The organism is Williamsia sp. Y844 (assembly GCF_056786475.1).
Genome location: NZ_JBXCJB010000001.1, coordinates 1266996 through 1290602, shown reverse-complemented (window position 1 = coordinate 1290602; position 23607 = coordinate 1266996). Strand labels below are relative to the sequence as shown.

The 23607-nt window shown below is 62.8% G+C and carries 18 protein-coding genes; 9 read left to right on the top strand and 9 right to left on the bottom strand.

Annotated features, from left to right (window positions below):
* Window positions 1–183 precede the first annotated feature (183 nt).
* The 3 genes from AC1TQG_RS05740 to AC1TQG_RS05730 all read left to right on the top strand — a co-directional run bounded on the left by AC1TQG_RS05740 (window position 184) and on the right by AC1TQG_RS05730 (window position 5285).
* The gene (locus tag AC1TQG_RS05740; protein ID WP_482135967.1) at window positions 184–651 is read left to right on the top strand and encodes a hypothetical protein; all 468 of its coding nucleotides are present in this window, start codon (window positions 184–186) and stop codon (window positions 649–651) included.
* A gap of 173 nt (window positions 652–824) precedes the next feature.
* Complete coding sequence (clpB, locus tag AC1TQG_RS05735; RefSeq protein WP_482135966.1) at window positions 825–3377, top strand: ATP-dependent chaperone ClpB; 2553 nt, start codon at window positions 825–827, stop codon at window positions 3375–3377.
* A gap of 246 nt (window positions 3378–3623) precedes the next feature.
* Window positions 3624–5285 carry an HNH endonuclease signature motif containing protein gene (locus tag AC1TQG_RS05730; RefSeq protein ID WP_482135965.1) on the top strand — a complete coding sequence of 554 codons (1662 nt, stop codon included), beginning with the start codon at window positions 3624–3626 and terminating at the stop codon, window positions 5283–5285.
* A gap of 36 nt (window positions 5286–5321) precedes the next feature.
* Here the strand turns inward: AC1TQG_RS05730 and AC1TQG_RS05725 are convergent, their stop codons facing one another.
* Together AC1TQG_RS05725 and AC1TQG_RS05720 are read right to left on the bottom strand one after the other, a co-directional pair.
* Window positions 5322–6137 (bottom strand): MerR family transcriptional regulator, encoded by an 816-nt coding sequence (locus AC1TQG_RS05725; RefSeq protein WP_482135964.1) that lies wholly within the window; start codon window positions 6135–6137, stop codon window positions 5322–5324.
* Window positions 6138–6270: 133 nt separating this feature from the next.
* Window positions 6271–7809 (bottom strand): MFS transporter, encoded by a 1539-nt coding sequence (locus AC1TQG_RS05720; protein WP_482135963.1) that lies wholly within the window; start codon window positions 7807–7809, stop codon window positions 6271–6273.
* Window positions 7810–7966: 157 nt separating this feature from the next.
* Here AC1TQG_RS05720 and AC1TQG_RS05715 point away from each other — a divergent pair, with 157 nt between their 5' ends.
* Window positions 7967–8614, top strand: a complete 648-nt coding sequence (locus AC1TQG_RS05715) for a TetR/AcrR family transcriptional regulator (protein ID WP_482135962.1) — start codon at window positions 7967–7969, stop codon at window positions 8612–8614.
* A 22-nt stretch (window positions 8615–8636) separates the two neighbouring features.
* Here the strand turns inward: AC1TQG_RS05715 and AC1TQG_RS05710 are convergent, their stop codons facing one another.
* Complete coding sequence (locus AC1TQG_RS05710) at window positions 8637–9434, bottom strand: ABC transporter substrate-binding protein (RefSeq protein ID WP_482135961.1); 798 nt, start codon at window positions 9432–9434, stop codon at window positions 8637–8639.
* A gap of 628 nt (window positions 9435–10062) precedes the next feature.
* On the opposite strand from AC1TQG_RS05710, the gene AC1TQG_RS05705 reads away from it, so the two are divergent.
* Both AC1TQG_RS05705 and AC1TQG_RS05700 read left to right on the top strand, forming a co-directional pair.
* Complete coding sequence (locus tag AC1TQG_RS05705) at window positions 10063–11388, top strand: ABC transporter substrate-binding protein (protein WP_482135960.1); 1326 nt, start codon at window positions 10063–10065, stop codon at window positions 11386–11388.
* Between the two features lie 185 nt (window positions 11389–11573).
* A complete protein-coding gene (locus AC1TQG_RS05700) occupies window positions 11574–11960 on the top strand; it encodes a PPOX class F420-dependent oxidoreductase (protein WP_482135959.1) in 387 nt (128 codons plus the stop codon).
* A 25-nt stretch (window positions 11961–11985) separates the two neighbouring features.
* Here the strand turns inward: AC1TQG_RS05700 and AC1TQG_RS05695 are convergent, their stop codons facing one another.
* The 5 genes from AC1TQG_RS05695 to AC1TQG_RS05675 are packed head-to-tail and all read right to left on the bottom strand — an operon-like array spanning window position 11986 to window position 17160.
* A complete protein-coding gene (locus AC1TQG_RS05695) occupies window positions 11986–12831 on the bottom strand; it encodes an HpcH/HpaI aldolase/citrate lyase family protein (RefSeq protein ID WP_482135958.1) in 846 nt (281 codons plus the stop codon).
* Window positions 12828–13991, bottom strand: coding sequence for an acyl-CoA dehydrogenase family protein (locus tag AC1TQG_RS05690; protein ID WP_482135957.1), 1164 nt, complete (start codon window positions 13989–13991; stop codon window positions 12828–12830). The genes AC1TQG_RS05695 and AC1TQG_RS05690 overlap by 4 nt, the downstream gene beginning before the upstream one ends.
* 27 nt (window positions 13992–14018) lie before the next feature.
* A complete protein-coding gene (locus AC1TQG_RS05685) occupies window positions 14019–15392 on the bottom strand; it encodes an MmgE/PrpD family protein (protein ID WP_482135956.1) in 1374 nt (457 codons plus the stop codon).
* A complete protein-coding gene (locus tag AC1TQG_RS05680; protein ID WP_482135955.1) occupies window positions 15389–16606 on the bottom strand; it encodes a CaiB/BaiF CoA transferase family protein in 1218 nt (405 codons plus the stop codon). Before AC1TQG_RS05680 ends, AC1TQG_RS05685 begins: the two co-directional genes overlap by 4 nt.
* A complete protein-coding gene (locus AC1TQG_RS05675) occupies window positions 16603–17160 on the bottom strand; it encodes a MaoC family dehydratase (RefSeq protein WP_482135954.1) in 558 nt (185 codons plus the stop codon). The genes AC1TQG_RS05680 and AC1TQG_RS05675 overlap by 4 nt, the downstream gene beginning before the upstream one ends.
* A 276-nt stretch (window positions 17161–17436) precedes the next feature.
* Between AC1TQG_RS05675 and AC1TQG_RS05670 the strand changes: the two genes are divergently transcribed.
* The 3 genes from AC1TQG_RS05670 to AC1TQG_RS05660 all read left to right on the top strand — a co-directional run bounded on the left by AC1TQG_RS05670 (window position 17437) and on the right by AC1TQG_RS05660 (window position 22608).
* Complete coding sequence (locus tag AC1TQG_RS05670) at window positions 17437–19515, top strand: hydantoinase/oxoprolinase family protein (protein ID WP_482135953.1); 2079 nt, start codon at window positions 17437–17439, stop codon at window positions 19513–19515.
* Window position 19516: 1 nt separating this feature from the next.
* Window positions 19517–21337, top strand: coding sequence for a hydantoinase B/oxoprolinase family protein (locus tag AC1TQG_RS05665; protein ID WP_482135952.1), 1821 nt, complete (start codon window positions 19517–19519; stop codon window positions 21335–21337).
* 77 nt (window positions 21338–21414) lie between these two features.
* A complete protein-coding gene (locus tag AC1TQG_RS05660; RefSeq protein WP_482135951.1) occupies window positions 21415–22608 on the top strand; it encodes an amidase in 1194 nt (397 codons plus the stop codon).
* Between the two features lie 25 nt (window positions 22609–22633).
* Here the strand turns inward: AC1TQG_RS05660 and AC1TQG_RS05655 are convergent, their stop codons facing one another.
* Entirely contained in the window at window positions 22634–23380 is a 747-nt protein-coding gene (locus AC1TQG_RS05655) for a FadR/GntR family transcriptional regulator (protein ID WP_482135950.1), read from the bottom strand.
* Window positions 23381–23607: the final 227 nt, after the last annotated feature.

Sequence of the window (23607 nt, the reverse complement as noted above, 5' to 3'; positions counted from 1 at the left end):
GAGCAAAGCGGCTTGTGATCATGGCACTTCAACCACCTCGCAATTCTGTGGCCGCAGTTGAAGGTCTCCTCCCGGAATCGGTGGATCGCTCTGCACTGCGTGGCTGTGGATAACGGTTTTGGTTATGCACAGGTGGCCGCTGAGTCGGTGTTCGCGCTCCTCGGCCGTGACAGCCTCGGGGACATGGGCATTCGATACTATGCATATCCGCTTCAACCCGACGACGTCGTCGCTGCGCGCCACGATCCCTATCCATACCTCTCCGATGATCCGCTGATGGACGCCTGGGGATCGGAGGCTGACCGGCCGCGGATGCTGTATCTGGACAAGGCGTGGCGTGAACTCCAGCATGTGTTCACGGTGCAGGACGGATTCCTGCGTCCGCGCATCTCGCTGGAACTGGTGAAAGGCAATGTGACGCCGGTGCGTCCGCACGGTGGGCACATCGGTTTCGTGCATGTGTTGCCGCCGGAGGTGGTGGACGAGGTTGCACGGGACATCGTGCTCTTCGACCCCGTCGATGACGCAGTGATCAAGGAGGAGTTTCCATGGTCGGATGCGGGCTATGTCAATGAGTTCCTGCGTCGGGCCCAGACCTTCATGACCGAATTGGCCCGCGACGGGTTGGGCCTGGTGTACACGATTCGGTGAGGTGGGGAGCGGGCATCGGCCCGCGACCGCAGCGCCGGTCCCGCGTCGAACTGACATTCCGAAGAAATGTACAGTTGAGTGGAACAGACTCAACTCTCTGTGTGTTACAGGTCATGAACGGGTGCAATGGCGCTCGTAGTGTATTTGTATCGATGTTCGAAGGAAGGTGACTCGTGGACAGCTTCAACCCCACCACCAAGACACAGGCCGCGTTGTCGGCCGCGATCCAGGATGCAGCCGCGTCCGGAAACCCCGATGTCCGGCCTGCTCACGTGCTTGTGGGCCTTCTCGATCAGTCCGACGGGATCGCTGCGCCCCTACTCAAGGCGGTGGGCGTTGATCCTGCTCAGATTCGCACCGCGGCACAACAGCTCGTCGACCGGATGCCCAAGGCCTCCGGCGCCAGCTCGACCCCGCAGCTCAGCCGCGAGAGCATCGCGGCTATTTCGGCAGCTCAACAGCTCGCCGGTGAACTCGACGACGAGTACGTCTCGACCGAACACCTGGTTGTCGGCCTGGCCAAGGGTGACTCTGACGTCGCCAAACTTCTGTCCGGCGCCGGCGCGACCGCCCAGGCTCTCCAGGATGCGTTTGTCGCAGTCCGCGGCAGCGCTCGCGTGACCTCCGCCGACCCGGAGAACACCTATCAGGCCTTGGAGAAGTACTCCACCGACCTGACCGCCGCCGCGCGTGAAGGCAAGCTCGATCCGGTCATCGGCCGCGACACCGAGATTCGCCGCGTGGTCCAGGTGCTCAGCCGCCGGACCAAGAACAACCCGGTCCTCATCGGTGAACCCGGTGTGGGTAAGACCGCGATCGTCGAAGGGCTCGCCCAGCGCATCATCGCCGGTGACGTCCCGGAGAGTTTGCGCGGTAAAACCGTTGTGTCCCTGGACATGGGCTCGATGGTCGCCGGAGCCAAGTATCGCGGCGAGTTCGAAGAGCGCCTGAAGGCCGTTCTGGAAGAGATCAAAGGCTCTGCCGGACAGGTCATCACGTTCATCGACGAGCTGCACACCATCGTGGGTGCCGGTGCCACCGGCGATTCCGCGATGGACGCAGGCAACATGATCAAGCCGATGCTCGCCCGCGGTGAGCTGCGACTGGTGGGTGCCACCACGCTCAGCGAATACCGTCAGTACATCGAGAAGGATGCGGCCCTCGAACGCCGTTTCCAGCAGGTCTACGTCGGCGAACCGTCGGTCGAAGATGCCATCGGCATCCTGCGTGGACTCAAGGAGCGGTACGAGGTGCACCACGGCGTCCGGATCACGGACTCCGCACTGGTGGCCGCCGCGACGCTGAGTGATCGCTACATCACGTCGCGGTTCCTGCCGGACAAGGCCATCGACCTTGTCGACGAGGCGGCATCTCGACTCCGTATGGAAATCGATTCGCGCCCAGTCGAAATCGATGAGGTCGAACGTATCGTTCGTCGGCTCGAAGTCGAAGAGGTCGCGCTGCAGAAGGAAACCGACGCCGCGTCGAAGATTCGTCTTGACAAGCTCCGTCAAGAGCTCGCCGACCAGCGGGAGAAGCTCAACGAGCTCTCCGCCCGCTGGCAGGGTGAGAAGAACGCCATCGACTCGGTGCGTGACCTCAAAGAACGCCTCGAAACACTTCGCGGTGAATCGGAGCGGGCCGAACGCGATGGCGATCTCGGCCGGGCAGCTGAACTGCGATACGGCACAATCCCGACCTTGGAGAAGGAACTTGCTGCCGCCGTTGAGAAGTCGGGTGCAGATCCGACCGGCGACGTGATGTTGCAGGAAGAGGTCGGACCCGACGATGTGGCAGAGGTGGTCGCTGCCTGGACCGGTATTCCGGCCGGCCGCATGCTCGAGGGTGAAACCGAGAAACTGCTTCGGATGGAAGACGAACTCGGTTCCCGGGTCATCGGCCAGAAGCTGGCCGTCGAGGCTGTGTCCGACGCGGTTCGTCGCGCTCGGGCCGGTGTCGCCGACCCGAACCGGCCACTGGGCTCGTTCCTGTTCCTCGGACCGACCGGTGTCGGTAAGACCGAGTTGGCCAAGGCTCTTGCCGAGTTCTTGTTCGACGACGAACACGCCATGGTTCGCATCGACATGAGCGAGTACGGCGAAAAGCACAGCGTGGCAAGGCTGGTGGGTGCTCCTCCCGGCTATGTCGGCTACGAGGCCGGTGGTCAGTTGACCGAAGCCGTTCGGCGTCGCCCTTATACGGTGGTGCTGTTCGACGAGGTCGAGAAGGCGCATCCGGACGTATTCGACATCCTGCTGCAGGTGCTCGACGAAGGCCGGTTGACCGACGGTCAAGGCCGCACGGTCGACTTCCGCAACACCATCTTGATCCTGACGTCCAACCTGGGAGCAGGTGGCGACAAGGACCAGGTGATGGCGGCGGTCCGGTCGGCTTTCAAGCCCGAGTTCATCAACCGACTCGACGACGTCGTGGTGTTCGACGCGCTGACGGCCGAACAGTTGGTGTCGATCGTCGACATCCAGCTCGGACAGCTGGGCAAGCGTCTGGCGCAACGCCGGCTGCAACTGGAGGTTTCCGAGGACGCCAAGAAGTGGCTCGCCACACGCGGATTCGATCCGCTTTACGGTGCTCGTCCGCTGCGCCGGTTGGTGCAGCAGGCCATCGGCGATCAGCTTGCCCGGGCTTTGCTGGCCGGCAAGATCACCGACGGCGACGTCGTCCCGGTGACCACCAGCGACGACGGCGAGACGTTGGTCGTTGGCTGACCTGGCTGACCAATTGAACAAGAACCCCTGCACCCACATCGGTGCAGGGGTTCTTGCTTTTGGCGGGCACGAAGAGTGAGACTGTCGAGGTCTATTCGAACATATGTTTGAACCAGTGGTGATTTTGGGCTACACTGGTGTTCAAGCGCTTCCGAAATACGTGGGATTCCGAGAAATCACTACGGCTGTTCGTATTCGTTCACAGGGGCTGGGGGGTCCGGGGTGTCAGATCAGTTCGCTATCGACATGCCCACAAATGCTGCGCTGCTCGAGCTCGATGCTGCTGTTGAGCGCATCGCCACAATGGATTTGATGCCGATCTCTGATGAGGACTGCGTGCGGGTGCTTCAGCGCATCGAAACCTCGACGCGACGGTTGCAGGCCGCTGGTTTGCCGGTATTGCGGGAAGTGACTGTGCGACGGGCATTTTCGAAGGCAGGCTTCGGCTCACCGGTGGCGATGCTCAAAAACCTGTTTCGGCTGCGGCCCGGGGCGGCCCGTAAACGGCTGGAGGCAATGGACGCTCTGACAGCATCGGTGACGCCCAGTGGCGAGGTCATCGAACCGCGGTATCCGGAGACAGCGGCGGCGTTGAGGGACGGTGCGATCGATCTCGATCATGCCGCGATCGTCATGGACGTGATGGCCAAGATCCCCGCAAAGGTCGATGCGGAAAAGCGGGAGAACACCGAGGCCGCGATGGCCCAGTTGTGCCAGCGGTACACCCCGACAGAAGTGGAGCGGATCGGTGAGCGGATTGTCGAGTATCTCGATCCCGACGGCACGTTGACCGACGACGCGGACCGCGCCCGCCATCGCGGTCTGAGCCTGGGTAAGCAGTCTACGAACTTGATGTCGAAGATCACGGGTCATCTGGACCCGGTGACGCGCGCGTTGCTCGACGTGATGTTGACGGTCTGGGCCGCGAAAGGGATGAACAATCCTGGTGACCCGCTGTCCCCGTCGGGTGCGGTAGATGACCCCGCCTTGGACAAAGACATCCTGCAGGCCTCTGCTGACAACGACATTCGTAGTCAGGCGCAGCGCAATCATGATGCGTTGAAGGCCGCGTTGTTGTATTTGATCGAGTCCGGGCAACTGGGCGATTCGCACCGTGGTTTGCCGGTGCAGGTGATCATCTCGATGACGAAAGATCAGCTCGACGAATCGGTGCGACCTTCACCCGGTGCAGGCGTGGTCATCGACAGCGCCGACTACGACTACGACGATGACATTGTCGAGGTCGAGGTCGAGGTCGAGGTACCGGGCGAGATGGTGCCATGTGGAAGTCGGAATCCGGTGCAGCCGTACGGATCAGGTGTGGCGTACACGGCAACCGGAACAATCCTGCCCATCGGTGATGCAGTGAAGCTCGCTGTGCGCAGCGATAAATCGTTGGCGATCTTCGAGAATCACTCGAACGAGATCCTGTACTTCGGGCGGGCGCGTCGGTTGGCGAGCGAGTCGCAGCGGCTGGCGATGTTTGCTGCTCATCGCGGTTGCTCGACGCCAGGATGTTCGAATCCGGCGCTGTGGGCCGAAGCGCATCACATTCGGGAATGGGTGCTCGGCGGGTTCACGGACATCGTCAACGAGGCGCCGGCATGTCCGCAGCATCACAAGCTGATCGGTCCGGGGGTCAATCAATGGCAGACGGTGATGCTCACCGAAGGGCCGGATGCGGGTCGGTGTGCGTGGATTCCGCCGGTATTCATCGATCCGGAACGCAAACCACTGGTCAATCGCGCCCATCACCCTGACGAGGCCCTCGCCGAGGCGCGGGAGTTGATGCGATCCCGCCGTCACGAGCAACTGGAGCAACGAAAGCGCGAATGTGGGGTGTCACCACCGTCCCGGCCGCATGAGTCAGACGAAGAAACCGAACCCGGGCCCGACCAGCGGGAATGAGGCTGGTCGGGCTCGAAATCCCAGGCTGCGTGCGGATCAGCGGACGAAGTCGACCTGGACTTCGGTGACCCAATCGGATTCCTTGTCAGCCATTTCGAGATAGATTTCCCGGCCCTGCCCGGTCAGGGTGAATCCCTGATCGGTGACCCAGCGGTTGAGGGTCTGGTACGCCGAGTCGATCGAATCCATCGCTCCGTGATGGATCAGGGACGCGACCTCGCCGCCCGGGATCTCGAAGGCGTCGAGACCTGGAACCGATCCGGACAGGACGGGGAAGGTGGCGTGGATCCACACCGCGTCCTCGGATTCCTCGGGGGCGGGGGAGTAGTACGCCACGCTGGGGCCCACGGGGGTCTCGCGCGCGGCATGAAGTGCTTCGCCGATGCGCGGATACAGCTGTCGGATGGTCGGTCCGATGTCCTCGTTGGTGGTGCTGGCGGCCAACGCGCGCAGTCCCACATTCTTGGTCGGTGCAACGGTTTTGGTGGTGATGATGGATTCAGACATGCCTTCTTCTCCTTCGATGAGTCGGAGTCTGGCGTCCACCCGGGCGAGGCGATGCTGGTCGTGGCGGATCTGCGACTCGAGTTCCACCTGGCGCAGCCGGAACATCGCGCGCAGGTCGGAACCGGTGAGCTCGTTGTCGACGATCTGGCGCACCTCGTCGAGGCGCAGACCCAGATCCTTCAGTGCAACAATGCGGTTGAGCCGCTCGAGCTGGTTCACCTCGTAGAACCGGTAACCACTGTGTGGGTCGGTACGTGACGGTGTGAGTAGCCCGATCGAGTCGTAGTGCCGCAACATTCGGACCGATACCCGGCCGAGCTTGGCAAAATCTCCGATGGTGTTCATGGCGGTCTCCACGTTGCAACCTGACACTGTGTGAGGGTCAAGGACTGAACTTACCGGGTGCGCACAGCCGAGAAGAGAGAAAACCGGGCCGCGCCCGAAGGCTGCGACCCGGTTCTCGGCAGGAAAAAGGTTCTCAGGCTGCGACGACCGCCGCGTTCTGCGGTTCATCACCCAGTGAGTGACGACCCATTCGGATCATGAATGTCGAGACCAGGAACGCCAGGACCATGAATCCGGCGCCCCAGTAGAACGCCACGTCGTAGCTGTAGATATTGGCTTCCGTGAAGGCAGCCGGATCGACCGGGACCGGTGCTCCGGTTGCCGGATCCTGAGTCATGGCCGAACCGCTGTGTCCGGAGAAGGCTTGCGCCACAATCGTGCTCAAAAGTGCGACACCGACTGATCCACCCACCTGCTGGGAGGTGTTCAGCAGTGCGCTGGCCACGCCGGAATCAGCTTCCTTGATCCGATGTAGTGCCGTCGATTGCGACGAGACGAACACCAGGCCCATGCCGAACGCGATGAGGATCTCGCTGGGCAATACGTGCGCCACCCAGCTCGAGTTCGAATCCAACTGTGCCAGAAGGAGAAAACCTGTTGCGCCGAGTGCCGTGCCGGACATCAGCAGCGGACGGGGTCCGAATCGGGGCAGCAGTGAGCTGGTGAAGCCGGCTGAGATGATGACGGTGATCGGGAACGGCAGGAACAGGACCCCGGCCCACAACGGGGGGTGGCCAAGGGTGTTCTGGAAGTAGTAGCTGAGGAACAGGAACATGGCGAACATGGCCGTTGGGGTGATGAAGGCGACCAGATAGGCGCCGCCCCGGCTGATCTCACCGGGAATGCGCAGTGGCAGCAGTGGATTGGGGGTACGGACCTCGATCGTCACGAATGCGGCCAGCAATACGGCGGCGGCGACAAACAGCAGGATGGTTGATGTCGCGCCCCACCCGGATTCGGCGGCCTTGGTGAATCCGTACACCAGACTGATCAGGCCGAGGGTCACGGTGACAGCGCCGGGCAGGTCATATCCGCCGGTGCGTTTGGATGGCCGGTCGCGGATCACTACCAGCACCCCGCCGATGGCGGCGATGATGGCGATCGGCGTGTTGATCAGCAGGGTCCAGCGCCACGAGAAGTACTCGGTGAGCGCACCGCCGGCGATGAGGCCGATTGCTGCTCCACCTCCGGAAACGGCTGCGTACACGGCGAAGGCGCGTGCACGTTCCTTCTGTTCGATGAATGTGACGGTGATCAGTGACAGGGCTGCCGGTGCAAGGATGGCTGCGAACACGCCTTGGAGGGCGCGTCCGGCGAAGAAGGACATCGCGTCCCAGGCAAATCCGGCCATGGCCGACGATGCGGCGAATCCGGCGAGGCCGATCAGGAACATTCGGCGACGGCCCAGGTAGTCGGCCATCCGGCCACCGAGGAGGAGCAGTCCACCGAACATCAGGGTGTAGGCCGTGAGGGCCCACTGACGATTGGCGTCCGAAATGTCCAAATCTGCTTGGGCGTAAGGCAATGCGATGGTGACGATGCTGGCGTCGAGCACCACCATGAGCTGGGCCAGTGCGATGATCACCAATGCCAACCAGCGGCGCGGGTCGGCGGTCGGGGTTGTTGGGGGGTCGGACAATTTTTGGGAGATGGCGGTGTCGGATGAAGCCACGAGATCCTCAAATCTAGAGGGCTGACGAATCGGCAATGAAAAGCAACGCAGAGCCAATAATGGCAGAGTCAGACAGAAGTCGTCAAGAGACAATATTCGGACATGGTCAAACGGCAGGGTCTGCGAAAATCCCCCTGTGCGGGGTTATCATGTGGACGTGACACTCGCGGAACCCCGAACGGGCCAGGTCAAGGCCGGTCTTCGGGAACGGAAGAAGCTGCAGACGCGCGATCGACTGATCGCTGCGGCGCTTGAACTATGCGACCAGCAGGGCTTCGAGGCGACCACTGTTGATCAGATCTCGGATGCGGCCGACATCTCGCCGCGCACCTTCAACCGCTATTTCGCCACCAAAGAAGATGTGGTGCTCGCGCCGATCGAAGACATGATCGTGGCGATGGCCGCCTCGCTGGACGCCCAGCCCCGAACGGGGAATGAGATCAAGGCGTTGGTCGACGCGCAGGTGCAGATCCTCGGTGGGCAGTGTCCGGTCGGCGCCGTAGACCTCACCCGATTCGAGACGATGAACCGGATCATCCAGGACGCGCCCTCGGTGAATGCGCGAAGTATCGAACTCGGTGACAAGAAGTTCCGCAGCATCACCGACACGGTTGCTCAGCGAATGGACACCGACACCGACAATCCGCGGGTTCGGGTCATCGTGTCGGTGTTCATGTCGCTCATGCACATCTCGCTCGACACCTGGCGATGCGGACGGACCGGCGGGATTGCCGACTCGGCGGTGGCCGCCGAAACGCTCAAGGCCACGTACAAGACGTTCTGTGAAATTGCCAGAGACGTCTGAGCCCCAGCAACTCTGAACGAGTCTAGGCGGGGATCTTCGCTGCCGCCGGTCCGATGAGGTCCAGTGCGTACGGCACCGACGAGATGGTCGGGTTGGCCAGGGCGGACGAGTTGTTGTTGTCCACGAATACCGTTGCGCCGCTTTGCACTGCCGCGCGGTCCGCCCAGCCCGGTAGGGCGTCGAATGCCTCAGGACCGCTGTCCAGCGGCCAGAGGATCAGCAGGTCCGAGTCGAGGAGATCGGTGCGTTCCGGTGAGACGAGGACGCGACTCTGGCCCGCGGCCACTTCCTTGATCTTCGGGTCGAGAACAAAGCCCATGGATGCGAGAAGTTGAGATGTCGGATCGTTCTCGTCGGCGATCAGGCCGATCTGTCCGTCCGGGGACAACTGGCCAAACGAGAAGGTCTTCCCTTGCGCGTCAGGGTATTCCGTCTTGAACGCAGTGACCTGGGCCTCCGCGTCGTCGACCATCGTCTGCGCCTGATCCTCCTTGCCGAAGATCCTGCCCGTGGTCAGGGTGACGTCTTGCCACGGATCCATGATGGAGTCGATGGCCATCACGGGGATGGTGGGGGCCACCTGACTGAGCCGCTCGTATTCTTCTTCGCTGCCGATGTATCCGACCAGGATGAGGTCTGGCTCGAAGGCGGCGAGCTGCGGCACGGTAACCGACTCGGTGCCGGTGGAGGCGACGATTTCCGACTGGTGTTCCGGGGTCCACTCGAATCGATTGTTCTCGCCCGCGTAACCCTCCGTCACGTACTCCGCAGTGATCGGAATGTCCATCGCGACCAGTGCATCGGTCCAGGAGGCGGCCATGGTCACCAACCTGCGGGTTTCCACCCCTCCATCAGTCCCGCTGTGCGGTTAGGTGAGCCTAACCATTGGACCCTGCGTGAGCAAGGCCCGGCCGAGTCTTTTTCTGGCAGCCTCGATCGGGCAAACAGGGTGACGCTGGGTACCTCGGATGGCGTTGCCCGCGGCGGTCGCGACGCGGTTGTTCGGGGGATCTGGACATTAACTTGACCGCATCGTATGGTTATTCTTGTGATTCACATCACCGACACGGCGTCGGGGCGTTCTCGGGGGTGTTCGCAGATCTGCGATAGCACGCCTTCTCTGCTTCCGTCGACGTTTGTTTGACGCACTCGAGGATTGTCGCCTCGATCTCCATCAACCTGAGAGGTCAACCATGTCTGCGCACAGGCATTTTCGAAGAGTTGCCACAGCGATATTGTCTGTTGCCCTGTTCCTGTTCGTCGCCGCTTGCGGCGGTGAAAGTGGTAGCACCACGGGAACGGGTGCCCAGGAAGATGAAGGGGATCCGGTATCCGGCGGAACGGCGAGGGTATTGCAGGTCGGGGAGCCACGGTCTCTTGATCCGGGGTCGTTGTCGAATACTTATGCCCACCAGCCGGTATTGGGCAATGCCCTATACGGGACGTTGATGATCAACAATATTGAGACGCTCGAAATCGAATACAAGATGGCCACCGATTTCTCGTCCACCGACAATGGCGCCACGTTCACGCTGGCGTTGCAACCCGGACTGACGTTCACCGATGGCACCCCACTGGACGCCGCGGCGGTCAAGTTCAACTGGGATCGGTTGCGCGACCCGGCTCTTGGCTCGACATCGATCCGGCAGGCAGCGCAGATCGCCAGCAACGAGGTGATAGATCCGACCACCCTGAAAGTCACCCTGGCCGCACCGAACCAGCAGTTTGCTCAATCCTTGGTGGCCGGCGCACTGAACTGGATCGCTTCGCCCACTGCCCTGCAAAAGGGGGCCGCGGCCTATGACGAAAATCCGGTCGGCGCCGGTCCGTTCACGCTGACCAAGTGGACTCGCCAAGACTCGATCGAATTGGAAAAGAATCCTGAGTTCTGGGATGCGCCCAAACCGTACCTGGACAATCTCGTCATCAAGACGGTGGCAGATAGCAATCAGCGACTCAATTCCATCACCACCGGCGGAGCAGAGCTGTCCTCGGAGTCGAGCATGTCCAGCATCAGCAAGGCAGAAGCCGCAGGCTTCCGGACCGAGATCGTGCCGACCGGTGGTGGGCAAATCATCGGAATGAATGAGCGACGCGCCCCGTTCGACGACGTGCGGGCCCGCCGCGCCGTTCAGTTGGCCACGGACACAGATGCTTTGAACACCGTCGTCTTCAACGGCGAAGGTGTGATCCCGCAGACCCTGTTCGCGGAAGAATCGCCCTTCTTCGCCGATATCGCGCTTCAGGACTCGAACAAGGTAGAGGCTCAGAGGTTGTTCGACGAGCTGGCCGCCGAGGGTAAGCCGGTCTCGTTCACATTCCTGTCCTATCCGGTTCCTGAGACCCGGGTGCTCGCCGAAGCTTTGCAGACGCAGCTGGCCGCCTACGATAATGTCGACATCAACGTCGAAGTACTCGACTTCGCGACCCTCACCGCACGTGCAGGGCAACGTGATTTCCAAATGCTCGTCACCTCGGCGATCATCCAGGATCCCGATTTCCCGCTCTGGACTGCTTTTCACTCCAAGTCACCGGGCAATTTCGTGGGAACCAATGATCCTGAGCTCGACAAGGCACTCGACGCCGGCCGAATCGCCGAGTCCGACGCCGATCGCAAGGCCGCATATGACATCGCTCAGGAGCGTTTGGTGGCGATAGTGCCAGGAATCTGGTACGCGCAGGCGGTACCCTCGGTCATCTACGGCGAAAACGTACACGGCGTCGATCTCTATACCCTGGGATCGCCTCTGCCCGAGAATATTTGGATGAGTTGACACCCGTACCTGCGGGGTGGTCGCAGGCGAACGGATAACGAGTTCAGGATGTCGGTGGGGGCGATGGCCTCCACCGACATCTTCTTGATGGTGACTCGATTGGAGAACATCCGGATCGACGATGTAACAGGTACGAAAGCGGTGGTGCGTAGCATCGGTGTTATCGGCCGATCAGGAAGGTTCACATGACTGCACCATTCGGGCAGGCAGGTACCGCAAAGTACGTGCAACTGACCACGTTCCGCAAAGACGGGACCCCGGTGGCCACACCGCTGTGGGCTGCTCTGGACGGCAACAAGTTATTGATGTGGACTACCACCGACTCCTGGAAAGTCAAACGGCTGCGTCGCAATCCGGCGGTGATCGTGCAGGCGTGTGATGCGCGGGGCAAGAAGACCTTCGGAGAACCGATCCACGGAACCGGTACTGTTCTGGACGAGGCCGGCACCGACCACGTCCGCAAGGTCGTGACCAAGAAATACGGGATCATCGGCTGGATCACCGTGAAGGCCAGCCTGCTACGGCGTGGCAAGGGTGGGACCGTAGGTCTGTCGATCACCGCTGACAGCTGAGGACCCCCGGGTCAGATCGCACCGGTCAGTTCGAGGCCCGTTCGAGAACTCTCCGGGCCGACCGTACGACAGCCTCGTCGATCAGGTTCCCGTCGGAATCTGTCGCGACACCACTGTCGGCAGTTTCCAATGCCTGCACGATCGCGGCCGCCGCATCGACGTCCCGCTGCGACGGGGTGTTCACGGTGTGAACGGTCGCGATCTGTGTGGGATGGATGCAGGCGCGCCCGAAGAATCCGAGCCGGCGTAGCCGACGGGTCTCGTCGGCAAACGCATCGGTATCCCGGATGTTCGGGGACGCAGCCCCGAGCGGTGACGAGATCCGCGCCGCCACCGACGCCACCACAACCCGCGACCGCGCCCACAGCAGTTCCTCACCGGTGGAGCTGGGTTCCATATCCAGGTCAGCGGCCAGATCGACCTCACCGATCTGCAGGAACGCCACCCGCGGCGCGGCGGCGATGTCCGGAGCATCGAGAATGCCCTGAGCGGTCTCCAGCAGAGGAGACACCGCCAGCGGCATCCGCTTGTATTCGTTTTCCAGCCGGACCAAGTCATAGTCCAGCAGGACAAGCGCCTGTACCTCACTGCATTTCGGCACGAAGATCCCATCTGCACCCGCCCGGACCGCCATCGCGACGTCGTCGGCCTGACGGTCCCCGGCATTGACGCGGATCCAGATCGGGCAGGGGTGGTTCTCGACACCGGACAGCCAGCGTTCGACCTCTTCGGAAGCCCGCTGCTTGTCGGCCGGTGCAACTGCATCCTCGAGATCGAGGACGATGGCGTCGGCGCCGGACCCCAATGCTTTGTCGAACCTGTCGGGCCTGTTGCCCGGTACGTAGAGGTAGGACCGGGCGCTCGTGGTCATCCGATGGATCCGTGGCCGGCGACGAGTGCCTTGGCGATGACGGTGCGCATGATGTCGTTGGTGCCTTCACCGATGGACATCAGCGGGGCGTCGCGGTAGTAGCGTTCGACGTTGAACTCGGTGGAGTAGCCGTAGCCGCCGTGCACGCGCATCGCTTCGAGGCTGGCGGTGATCGCGGTTTCGGAGGCGAAGTACTTCGCCATGCCGGCCTCCATGTCGATCCGCGCTCCGGAGTCGGCCTTGGATGCGGCCCAGTAGGTCATCAGGCGGGCGGCCTGGAGCTGGGTGGCGATGTCGGCGAGTTTGAGCTGGATGGCCTGGAAGTCGGCGATCGGTTTGCCGAATGCGGTGCGTTCGCGGGCGTAGTTGAGCGCGGCGTCGTAGGAGGCCTGCGCGATGCCAACGCTTCGTCCGGCGATGTTGAGGCGGCCGATCTCGAGACCCGAAAGGGCTTGCTGCAGACCGCGACCCTCGACCCCGCCGAGGAGTGCGTCTTCCGGGACCCGGACGTTGTCGAGCAGGATCTCGCACGACTCGGTGCCCTTGTATCCGAGCTTGCCCATATCACGTTGGACTTCGAAACCTTTGGACGAGGTGTCGATGAGCAACAGGCTCATCCCCTTGTGCGCGGGGGTGGTGGTCGAATCGGTTTTCACCAGGACCGGCAACACGTCTGCGTGGCGGGCGTTGGTGATCCAGGTCTTCATTCCACGCACGACATAGTGATCGCCGTCTTTGGTTGCGGTGGTGGTGATGCCCTGTAGGTCGGTGCCTGCACCGGGTTCGGTCAGGCCGATGCCCGTACGGCATTCGCCGGTGGCGAGCCTCGGAAGCCACTGCTGCTTCTGGGCTTCGGTGCCGTGTTTGGCGATCATCCAGCACGACAGGTTGTGGCTGCCGAGGATGCCGGCGATACCCATCCAGCCGCGGGCGATCTCCTCGTAAACCAGTGTGAACGACACCATGTCGAGGGCCAGGCCGCCGTATTCCTCGGGTGTGGTGATCCCGAAAAGCCCCATGGCTTTGAGGTGTTCGACGATCTCGGTGGGGTAGCGGCCGGAGCGCTCCCACTCGTTGGCGACCGGAATGATCTCCTTGTCGACAAGCTGACGCAATGCGGCCCGGAAGTCGTTCTGTTCCTGGGTGAAGGTGAAGTCCATGGTGCTCCTGGTCTGAAAGAAGTGTGGTCAGCCGAGATCGGTGACGATGTCGGCGGCCAGCGTGGTGAGGGTGTGCAACGACGGCGCATCGTCGAGGTGAAGCAGGAACTCGGCCAGTTCGGTTGCGGCCGAGTGATTGCCGCAGTTCTGGACGAACTTTGCGATGAGGTCGGCGTCGGAGATCGGGACTGCCGTGGTGCCACGACTGCCGACGACGTCACCGATCAGCGTGGTGCCGTCGGTGAGATGAATTTCGGCGTGGCCCGGTGCGTCGGCGGCCGGACCGGTGGCTGAGGTGGTCTGAACAACCACTTTCGCAGCGGTCCGGAGTACCTCTGCGCGGCGGATCGCGGCATCAGAATATGAATGAAGGGTGACACTTCCGTCGTGCACCAGGGAAGCGGCACTCCAGAGAAGGTCGAACTTTGCATCGTAAATCGTTCGGGGTGAACGCTTCCCGGTCTCGGGTGGGCAGACGATAGGGACGCTGTCGGGATGGACGTGCAGGACTATCGACTCGATGGAACCCGGATCGACGGATCGGTCGCCGAGTGCGGCGGCCACCGCGTCGAGGGAGACGTGCATCAATTGGCAACTCGGGTACGGCTTGATCCCGATGTTGCCTGCCTGCCAGGTGACACCCAGGTCGCCGAGGAGTGCCTCGGTGTCCGGCGCCCGGCCGGCCAGTGCCGCGAAGAGCCCACGGGGACCTTCGAGTACCGAAGCCGGTCCGGTGACACCCTGTGCCGCCAACCGTGCTGCCAAGATGCCATTGAGATTGGCCGAGCCCGGGTGCACGATCTTGGTGTTGTCACCGGTTTCGAGGAACTCCAGAAGACCACTCGCCGACGAGCCTGCGATCCCGAGCGCGTCGGCTGTTTTGGACCCGGAGAAGACGTGCAGCCGAGCGGCCGTGACAGCCGAGGCCAGCGGTCCGACCATGCCGGTGGCGTGAAGGCCTCTGGCATGGAACGCATGTGGAGCCGCCGCACCGATTCGGCAGGCGAGTTCGAGTCCCACCGTCACTGCGGTGAGTACCTCGGTGCCAGAGGATGAGAGTTGTTCTCCCACGGCCAGGGCGGTCGGGGCGACCACCACCGTGGGATGGACCAGCGCTCCGGCGTGGGTGTCGTCGAAATCCAATGCGTGCATCAGGACTCCGCCTGCAAAGGCGGCCGCAGGTGCGGAGATCGCGGTCCGGTCCCCGAGCGGATGCGCCTGTGGTGGTCCGCCGAGTTCTCGGGCGACAGTCAGTCCGGCGTCACCGTCGCCGAATTTCCTTGCGGCGATGCCATTTCCGACCCCGTCCATCAGGTGCCGTGCAGCCTCGTGTCGAACCTCGGCGGGTATGTCGGAGTGACCGAGGCCGGCAGCCCAGTCGGCCAGTTGCTGGCCGATCATCGCGATGCGATCTCGGTGTCCGGGCCGAAAGCGCCTGCCTTGCCCAGTTCGGCGATGCGTTCGGCGGTGTAACCCGGGAGCTCGGCGAGGACGTCGGCGGAATGCTCGCCACGCAGCGGCGCCCGGCGATGCACGATCTCCTCGTTGCCGAACCGGACCGGCGAGACAACCTGCTCGATCTCGCCCCAGACCGGATGTTCGGTTTTGGCGATGAGCCCACGTGCGATGGTGTGCGGTTCCCGCAGGGCTTGCGCCACATCGTTGATCGGTCCACTGGGCACGCCTGCGGGTGTGAGCAGCGAGAGCCAGTGATCGACTGTGTTCTCGGCGAACCGCTTCTCGAGGACGGGCAACAGGTCGTCTTTGTATTCGCCTCGGGTGGTGAAGGATTCGAACCGCGGGTCGGCGCCGAGTTCGGGTAGGTCGATGGCCTCGATGAGCCGGGTCCAGAACTTTTCCTTGGCGCAGCCGACAACCAGCCAGCCGTCGGAGGCCTCGAATGCCTGGAACGGCACCAGTGATGGGTGCGCGGAGTTCTTGGTGCGGGCGGGCTCGTAGCCGGCGTTCAGATGCCACGTGGCGGGATAGGTGAGCATCGAGATCGCGGTGTCGTAGAGCGAGAGATCGCAGTCGCCGCCGACGCCGTCGCGGCGGGCTGCGTGCAACCCGACCATCAGGCTGAGCGCGGCGATGTATCCGCCGCAGAAGTCGACAAGGGAGAGCCCGGATTTGGTGGGTGGGCCGTCGGGGTCGCCGGTCAGGCTCATCCATCCGGCCAGGCCTTGCAGGATGTAGTCGTAGCCGGGTTCGTTCGCGCGGGGGCCGGTCATCCCGAAGCCGGTCAGGCTGCAGCAGACGATGGCCGGGTTGAGGTGTTTGAGGTCCTCGTAGCGGATCCGCAACTTGGCCGGTACGTCGCCGCGCAAGTTCGAGTAGACCGCATCGCTGGTCCGCACCAGGTCTTCGAAGACCGCCCGGCCGGCATCGGTCGTGAGGTCGAGCGAGATGCTCCGCTTGTTGCGGTTGAAGGTTTCGAAGAACAGCGAATCCTCGCCCTTGTTGTAGGGCGGTACGTAACGGCCGACGTCGCCGCCGACATTCGGGTCTTCGATCTTGACGATGTCGGCGCCCATGTCGGCCAGGTGGACACTGCCGAACGGACCCGCGCCGTACTGCTCGAGCGAGATGATGCGGACGTCTTCGAGTGGTTTCACTGAGTTCCCTCGTTCTTCACTGCTTCGGCGAGTGAGGCCAACGATTCCCCTTCGACCTCGGGGAAATAGTTCTGCCCGATGCCGCTCTCGCGGGTGGCAACCATGACCGAGCGTTTCCAACTGATGATGATCTTGCCGTCCTGGTTCACACCGCGGGTGATCATCGAGACAACGCCGGCGTACGGGCGGCTCTTCGATTTGTGCAGGCCGGTGCAGACGGATTCCGCGTACAGAGTGTCGCCGACGTACACCGGATGCTGGAGTTTGACGTCGGTGAACTCCATGTTGGCCACGGCGTTCTGGCTCATGTCGATGACCGACAATCCGAGCACCACGGCGATGGTCAATCCGGAGTTGACGATGATCTGGCCGCCGGTGATCGGATTCTGCGCAGCCAGGTGGCTGTTGAAGTGATTCTGGTTCGTGTTCATCGACAGGCAGGTGATCCATGCGTTGTCGGTCTCGGTGATCGTTCGCCCGAGTGGGTGCTGGTACACGTCCCCGATCTCGTAATCCTCGAAAAATCGACCCAGGGTTGCGGGATGGACCGTCACGTTGCCTCCTCATTTGCGGGCATGGGACCGAGCGCGGTCCGCCGTACCGAGCTAAACATCAGAGGTATGTGGCCGTCAAGGTGGAGATCCTGGCAATTTCCGACGAATTTGGTGCCGACACTGGCGAAAAGTTCCGAGGTATTGCAGGATGTGGACCAGAGACCGGCATGGCCGAGGTCACAGTGGCTTCGGTTTCGGACTCTTGTTCGCAGTATGAGACGAGACCGAATCCAGCCCTGGCGTGGTCGGTGACAGCAGTTGAGAGAATGGATTTCCATGAAACGTATTGGAGTGGATGTCGGTGGCACGTTCACCGACCTCGTGCTGTGGGACGACGACGGAAACGTCACCGTGCACAAGACGCCGTCGACCAACCATGACCCCTCGATCGGGACCATGGACGGTATCGAGGTGCTCGCCAAGCGCGCGGGGCTCGTTCCGTCCGACATCGAGATGTTCTTTCACGGCACCACCGTGGCGACCAACATCGTTCTCGAGCACAACGGCAGTGACGTCGGCATGATCACCACCGACGGCTTCCGGGACATCCTGCACATCGCCCGCAAGAAGCGGCCCCTGAACTACTCGAACTACCAGGATCTGCCCTGGCAGAAGTGGCAGCTCGTGCCGCGTCGCAACCGGCGCACCGTCGCCGAGCGCATCGACGCCAAAGGCAACATCCTGACGCCGCTCGACGAGGACGCCGTCCGCCGCGAGGTGCAGCTCCTGCGCGAACGCGGCGTCGAGGCGATCGCCGTGGCATTCCTGCACGCCTACCGCAATCCGGTGCACGAGCAGCGCGTCAAGGAGATCATTTCCGAGGAATATCCGGGCGTCTTCATCTCCATCTCAAGCGAGGTCGCCTCGCAGTACCGCGAGTACGAGCGGTTCTCCACCACCGCCCTCAACGCTTTCATCGGTCCCAAGACCTCGACCTACATCGCAAATCTCGCTGCCAAGGCGAAGGCCGCACAGGTGGGCGAAGACGTGCACCTCATGACGTCGGCAGGCGGACTGGTCACCTCGCGCAGCGCGAGTGACATTCCGGTGTCGCTGCTGACCAGCGGTGTCATCGCCGGACTCCTCGGTGGTTGCGCGATCGGTAAGGCGTCGGGCTTCCCCAGCGTCATCACCCTCGATGTCGGTGGCACCTCCGCCGACATCGGCGTCGCACCCGACGGCAAGCTGCGTATGAAGCATCTGCTCGACACCCAGGTCGGTGACTACCACGCGATGGTCCCGATGGCCGAGGTCGACACCATCGGTGCCGGCGGCGGATCGATTGCCACCATCGACGACGGTGGCATGTTCCGTGTCGGTCCCCGCAGCGCCGGCGCCGTGCCCGGGCCTGCCTGCTACAACCGTGGCGGCACCGAGCCCACGTCCACCGACGCGATGGTCGTCATGGGCTGGCTGCGCGAAGACAGCTTCCTGTCCGGGACCATGGCGATCAAGCCCGAGCTGGCCACCGAAGCGGTCCAGACCCACATCGCCGACAAGCTCGGCTCCGATGTCGAGCATGCTGCGATGGGCATCTTCAAGATCCTCGCCCACTCGATGACCGAGGCCATCAGCCTGCACTCCGTGCGCAAAGGCTATGACCCACGCGACTTCTCGCTGATCGCCGAAGGTGGCGCCGGACCGCTCTACGCGTGGCAGATCGCCGACCAGCTCGGCATCCCGCGCGTGATCATCCCCGGACACCCCGGAATCACCTCCGCGGTGGGTCTGCTGACCACCGACATCCGGTACGAGGTTCCCACCACGGTCTGGACGTCCTCTGACGAACCCGATCTCGAGCTCATCCGCACCCAGATGGACCGACTGGCGACCGACGCGGTGGCCCAGCTGAAGGCCGACGGCATCAGCGACGACGACATCTCGCTGGAGCGCAGTGTCGACTGCCGTTATGTCGGACAGGGTTACGAGCTCCGGGTCAACGCCCCCGACGGCGACATCGACGAGGCCTGGGTGGCAGCAACGGCCGAGGCCTTCCACGAGGCCCACGGGCGCACCTACTCGCAGCGGTTCGACGACAAAGCGGTGCAGCTGGTCAACATTCGCGTGACCGGTGTCGGTGCAGTCGAGCACGTCCGTATCGCCGAGATCGAAAAGGGCGACGCCGACGCGAGCGCCGCGATCGCGACCACCACGCGGGCGCTGTTCTGGAAGTCGGAGAACGCCGACCCGGAATGGGTCCAGACACCCATTTACGAACGTGAATTGCTGAAGGCGGGCAACGTGTTCGAGGGTCCCGCGATCGTGCAGCAGTTCGACTCCACGACGATCGTCGGTATCGGCCAGCGGGCCACCGTCGACGCCGTCGGTCACATCATCATCGAGAGGAACTCCTGACATGGCCAAGACTTTGATGCCCAAAACCGGCGTCTCGCTGGCGGCGGAGGGCCACCGCGTCTGGAATGACGTCGAGGTCGACCCGATCACCCTGCGCGTGATCGGTGGTGCCCTGAACTCGATGGCCAAGGAAATGGCCCAGGTGCTCTACCGGATGGCGTACTCCAGCCTGATCCGCGAATCCGAAGACCTCGGTGCCGGCATCTTCGACGTCATGGGACGCGAACTGTGTGAGTCGGATTCGACTCCGATGCACTGTGGTTCGATCCCGGCCTACATCAAGGGCATCAACCGCAAACTGGCCGGAACCTACAAGCCGGGCGATGTTGTCCTGCACAACCATCCGTATCACGGTGCAGCGCACTCGCCGGACTACGGCGTGGTGATCCCGATCTTCTGGGAAGGCCAGCACATCGGCTTCGCCGGCTGCACCGGGCACGTCTCGGACATCGGCGGCAACTTCCCGGGTCTGTGCATGGACGTCGTCGACGTCTGGGCCGAAGGCAAGCTCATGGATTCGATGAAGATCTTTGACGCCGGCGTCCGCAACGACATGCTGATCCAGCACATCCTGGACAACGTCCGTACCCCCGAGCAGAACCGCGGCGACCTCGAAGCACTGATCGCCTGCTCGCGTATCGGCGAGAAGCGCTTTGTCGAGCTGCTGGAGAAGTACGGCCTCGACATCGTGATGAGCGCAGCCGAGCGATGGATGGACTACTCAGAGTCCATGCTGCGCGCCAAGATTCGTGAGATCCCCGACGGCAGCTACGAGGCTCCCGTCGGCTACCTCGACGATGACGGCAAGAACCGCGGCGAGCCGGTGGCGGTTGCGGTCCGCGTGCAGGTCGACGGCGACAACGTCCTCATCGACCTGACCGGTTCCAACCCGCAGGTCCCCACGGCCTTCAACGTTCCGTTCGAGGGTTCGGTACTGCCGGTGGCGGTCAGCGCAATTCGGACCATACTTCTCGACGAAGAACTCACCGAGGAGTTCGTGCCCCAGAACGACGGTTGCTTCCGGCCGGTGAAGGCCTACGCGCCCGAGGGCACGATCTTCAACCCGGACTTCCCGGCATCGTGTTTCGCGCGGTTCTCACAGGTCAACCGGATCTTCGACTCGATCAACCTCGCACTGGCACCGGTACTTCCCGACCGGGCGATCGCTGGTTCGTCGGCTGCCTTGTGCGCCATCGCCTATTCGGGTGTGGCCGCCGACGGTGAGTCGTACTGGGTCTACATCGAGATCAACGAGGGCTCCTACGGTGCGCGTAACGGCAAAGACGGAATGGACGCCGTCGACACGTTGATGGCGAACACCCGTAACAACCCGATCGAGGAACTCGAACTCAATCACGCGATGCGTGCCGAACGTTACGAGCTTCGCGAAGAGGCACCGGCGCCGGGCAAGTGGCGCGGCGGCATCGGCAGTGTGCGTACGTGGTTGATGGAGACCGATACGTTCCTCGGCTCTGAGGCCGACAACCGCAGCGACGCCCCGGCAGGTGCGCTAGGTGGCTCCACAGGCGTTTCCGGTTCGTTCACCCGCAACCCGGGTACCGATCGGGAAGAGGTGCTGTACTCGAAGGTCACCAACGAGGTCATCCACGCCGGGGAAACCCTGGAGATCAAGATGCCCTCCGGTGGCGGATTCGGTGATCCTTTCGAGCGGGACGCCTTCGCGGTGTTGTCGGACGTCTGGGATGAGTACCTGACGGCCGAAGACGCACGTCGCGACTACGGCGTTGTCGTCGACACAGAGAAGTGGGTTGTCAACGACGCGGAGACCGCGAAACTGCGCGATGCCAAGGTGGCGAGCTGAATCTCTCGCAGGGCGGTGCCGGCGACGAAGCCGGCACCGCCCGCGAAGCCCGGAAAGTCGATGACACCGTCAATTCGGTGATCACTTGGGTTGATCCGACTCCTGCGGCCACCGGGCCACTGGCCGGTGTTCGTATCGGCGTCAAGGACAACATCGAGATAGCCGGTGTCCGTTCGACCTGTGCATCAACGTTTTTCACCGACCGGGTCGCGACACGCGACGCCTCGGTGGTGCAACGTCTGCGCGCGGCAGGCGCACAGATCACCGCCACCCTGAACATGGCAGAGTTTGCCATCGGGGTGACGTCGCAGAATTCGGCAGCCGGCGGAACGCGTAATCCGTGGGACCCGACCAGGGTTCCGGCCGGCTCGAGTGGCGGCTCCGCAGCCGCGGTGGCCGCCGGCCTCGTCGATGTCGCGCTCGGGACCGACACCGGTGGTTCCATCCGACTGCCCGCGTCGGCATGTGGCGTGGTCGGGCTGCGGCCATCGCTCGGTCTCATCGACACCGCCGGGATCTTTCCGGTCAGTTCGTCATTCGACACCGTCGGACCACTTGCGCGATCGGTGGAGCAGGTCAAGGCGGTTTTCGACGTGCTGGCGCCGACCCCGAATGTTGCCCTACCGGACGGTCTGCGGATCGCGATGCCCGTTCCGTTCATCACCGATGACGTCGACCCGGCGATCCTGGCGGCGGTCGCCGACACCGGTCGGCTGCTGGAAGATATGGGACACAGCGTCATCCGGGATCCGCTCGTGGGTATGGAAGACGCGCAAGACATCGTCTACACGATCATCTACGCCGACCTCGCCGACCTGCATCGGACTCGGTTACGTGATCAGCCGGAGCTGTTTCAGGAGGCGACCCGCGCGCGTATCTCGCAGGGGCTGACGATCTCGGCGGCGGCCAAAGAAGAGGCTCTCGGTCGACGTGATCTTTTCCGCGCCGGAATGCGCGAATATTTCTCCGGCATCGATGTTGTTCTCACGCCGACACTTCCGGTCGATGTTCCGCACATCGTCGGTGGAGACGACGTGATCGCGCAGTCTCGTCGGATGGGTCAACTGAGCTATCCGTGGTCGCTGCACGACGGGCCGACACTGAGTGTTCCGGTCGGTTTTCATCCGGTTTCGGGTATGCCGATCGGCGCCCAGCTCACCGCCGCCCGTGGGGGCGAGCAAGTGCTGTTCGCGGTGGCACAGGCTCTTCAGGATCAGATCGCATGGCAGCGAAAAGTTCCGCCGCTCAATGCGATCAGGATCAACGAGTAGGCAATCAGGATCAACGAGTAGGCGATCAGGACCGGTGAGTAAGCCGATCAGGATCGGTGAGCAGAAGGTCCATCTGCTTGTAGGCGTCGCCGAGGTGATCGAGATGGCGTCGCATGAGGTTCATCGTGGTGATCGAGTCGCGTCGCTCGAATGAATCAAGAATCGCGCCGTGATCGTCGGCGACACAGGTGAAGAACCCCTCGGGGGCCGATTCTCGCCCGAATCGGCTTCCGAGGACCCGGAACACGGGTGCGGTGACCAGCTCGAGGAGCGGATTGTTCGCTGCGCGCAGCAGCACCAGGTGAAAACCCTGGTTCTTTTCGTATGTTTCCGGGCCGATGGTGCCGGACGGGTCGAAGATGGTGGCACGTAGTTCGTCCAGCTGCGCCTCGGTGTGCCGGTAGGCCGCGACGCCTGCGGCAGGCACCTCGATGAGCTGACGGACCTCCATCAGCTGGTCGACGGTCACCGCCGATGCAGCGGTCAGAAGGGTGACGCCGGTTTCGATATGCGCGCTGATGTGACCGATGCTGGGGACCGATACGAAGGTTCCGCCGGTGACCCCGCGGGTGGTGTGGACCAGATTCTGGCTGGCCAGAGAGCGAATCGCCTCACGGACCGTGCTCTGGCCGACCCCGTATTCGCTGCGCAGTTCGGCCTCGGTCGGCAGGCGTGCGCCGGGCTGCAGTTCACCCGAGATGATGCGCTTGCGGATCGCGTTTGCCAGCACCGCGTACGCAGGATCCGCTGAACGCTGAAGGTCCTCTGGCACAAACACTTCCGATCATCGATCGAGACTCTTCGATAGATGAACAGCTTAGCCGAGAGCTACGTGCGAGCGGCTGTTGGAGTCAGATTTGGGGGGCTCGGCGTTGCGTCGACCTCTGTCCACCCGGTACTCTACGGTAGATTGTCAACAATCGACCAAGATGCGGGTTTGTCGACCGCCTGCCCGTCGTCTGCAGATGGTCGGACCGCGGGCTGCAATGATGTCTCGAT

What these genes read in the sequence shown, in the direction of transcription:
- AC1TQG_RS05740 (WP_482135967.1), top strand. Translation starts at nt 184, where the DNA reads ATGGGCATTCGATACTATGCATATCCGCTTCAACCCGACGACGTCGTC.
- AC1TQG_RS05730 (WP_482135965.1), top strand. Translation starts at nt 3,624, where the DNA reads ATGCCCACAAATGCTGCGCTGCTCGAGCTCGATGCTGCTGTTGAGCGC.
- AC1TQG_RS05725 (WP_482135964.1), bottom strand. Translation starts at nt 6,137, where the DNA reads ATGAACACCATCGGAGATTTTGCCAAGCTCGGCCGGGTATCGGTCCGA.
- AC1TQG_RS05710 (WP_482135961.1), bottom strand. Translation starts at nt 9,434, where the DNA reads ATGGCCGCCTCCTGGACCGATGCACTGGTCGCGATGGACATTCCGATC.
- AC1TQG_RS05705 (WP_482135960.1), top strand. Translation starts at nt 10,063, where the DNA reads ATGATCAACAATATTGAGACGCTCGAAATCGAATACAAGATGGCCACC.
- AC1TQG_RS05700 (WP_482135959.1), top strand. Translation starts at nt 11,574, where the DNA reads ATGACTGCACCATTCGGGCAGGCAGGTACCGCAAAGTACGTGCAACTG.
- AC1TQG_RS05695 (WP_482135958.1), bottom strand. Translation starts at nt 12,831, where the DNA reads ATGACCACGAGCGCCCGGTCCTACCTCTACGTACCGGGCAACAGGCCC.
- AC1TQG_RS05690 (WP_482135957.1), bottom strand. Translation starts at nt 13,991, where the DNA reads ATGGACTTCACCTTCACCCAGGAACAGAACGACTTCCGGGCCGCATTG.
- AC1TQG_RS05685 (WP_482135956.1), bottom strand. Translation starts at nt 15,392, where the DNA reads ATGATCGGCCAGCAACTGGCCGACTGGGCTGCCGGCCTCGGTCACTCC.
- AC1TQG_RS05670 (WP_482135953.1), top strand. Translation starts at nt 17,437, where the DNA reads ATGAAACGTATTGGAGTGGATGTCGGTGGCACGTTCACCGACCTCGTG.
- AC1TQG_RS05665 (WP_482135952.1), top strand. Translation starts at nt 19,517, where the DNA reads ATGGCCAAGACTTTGATGCCCAAAACCGGCGTCTCGCTGGCGGCGGAG.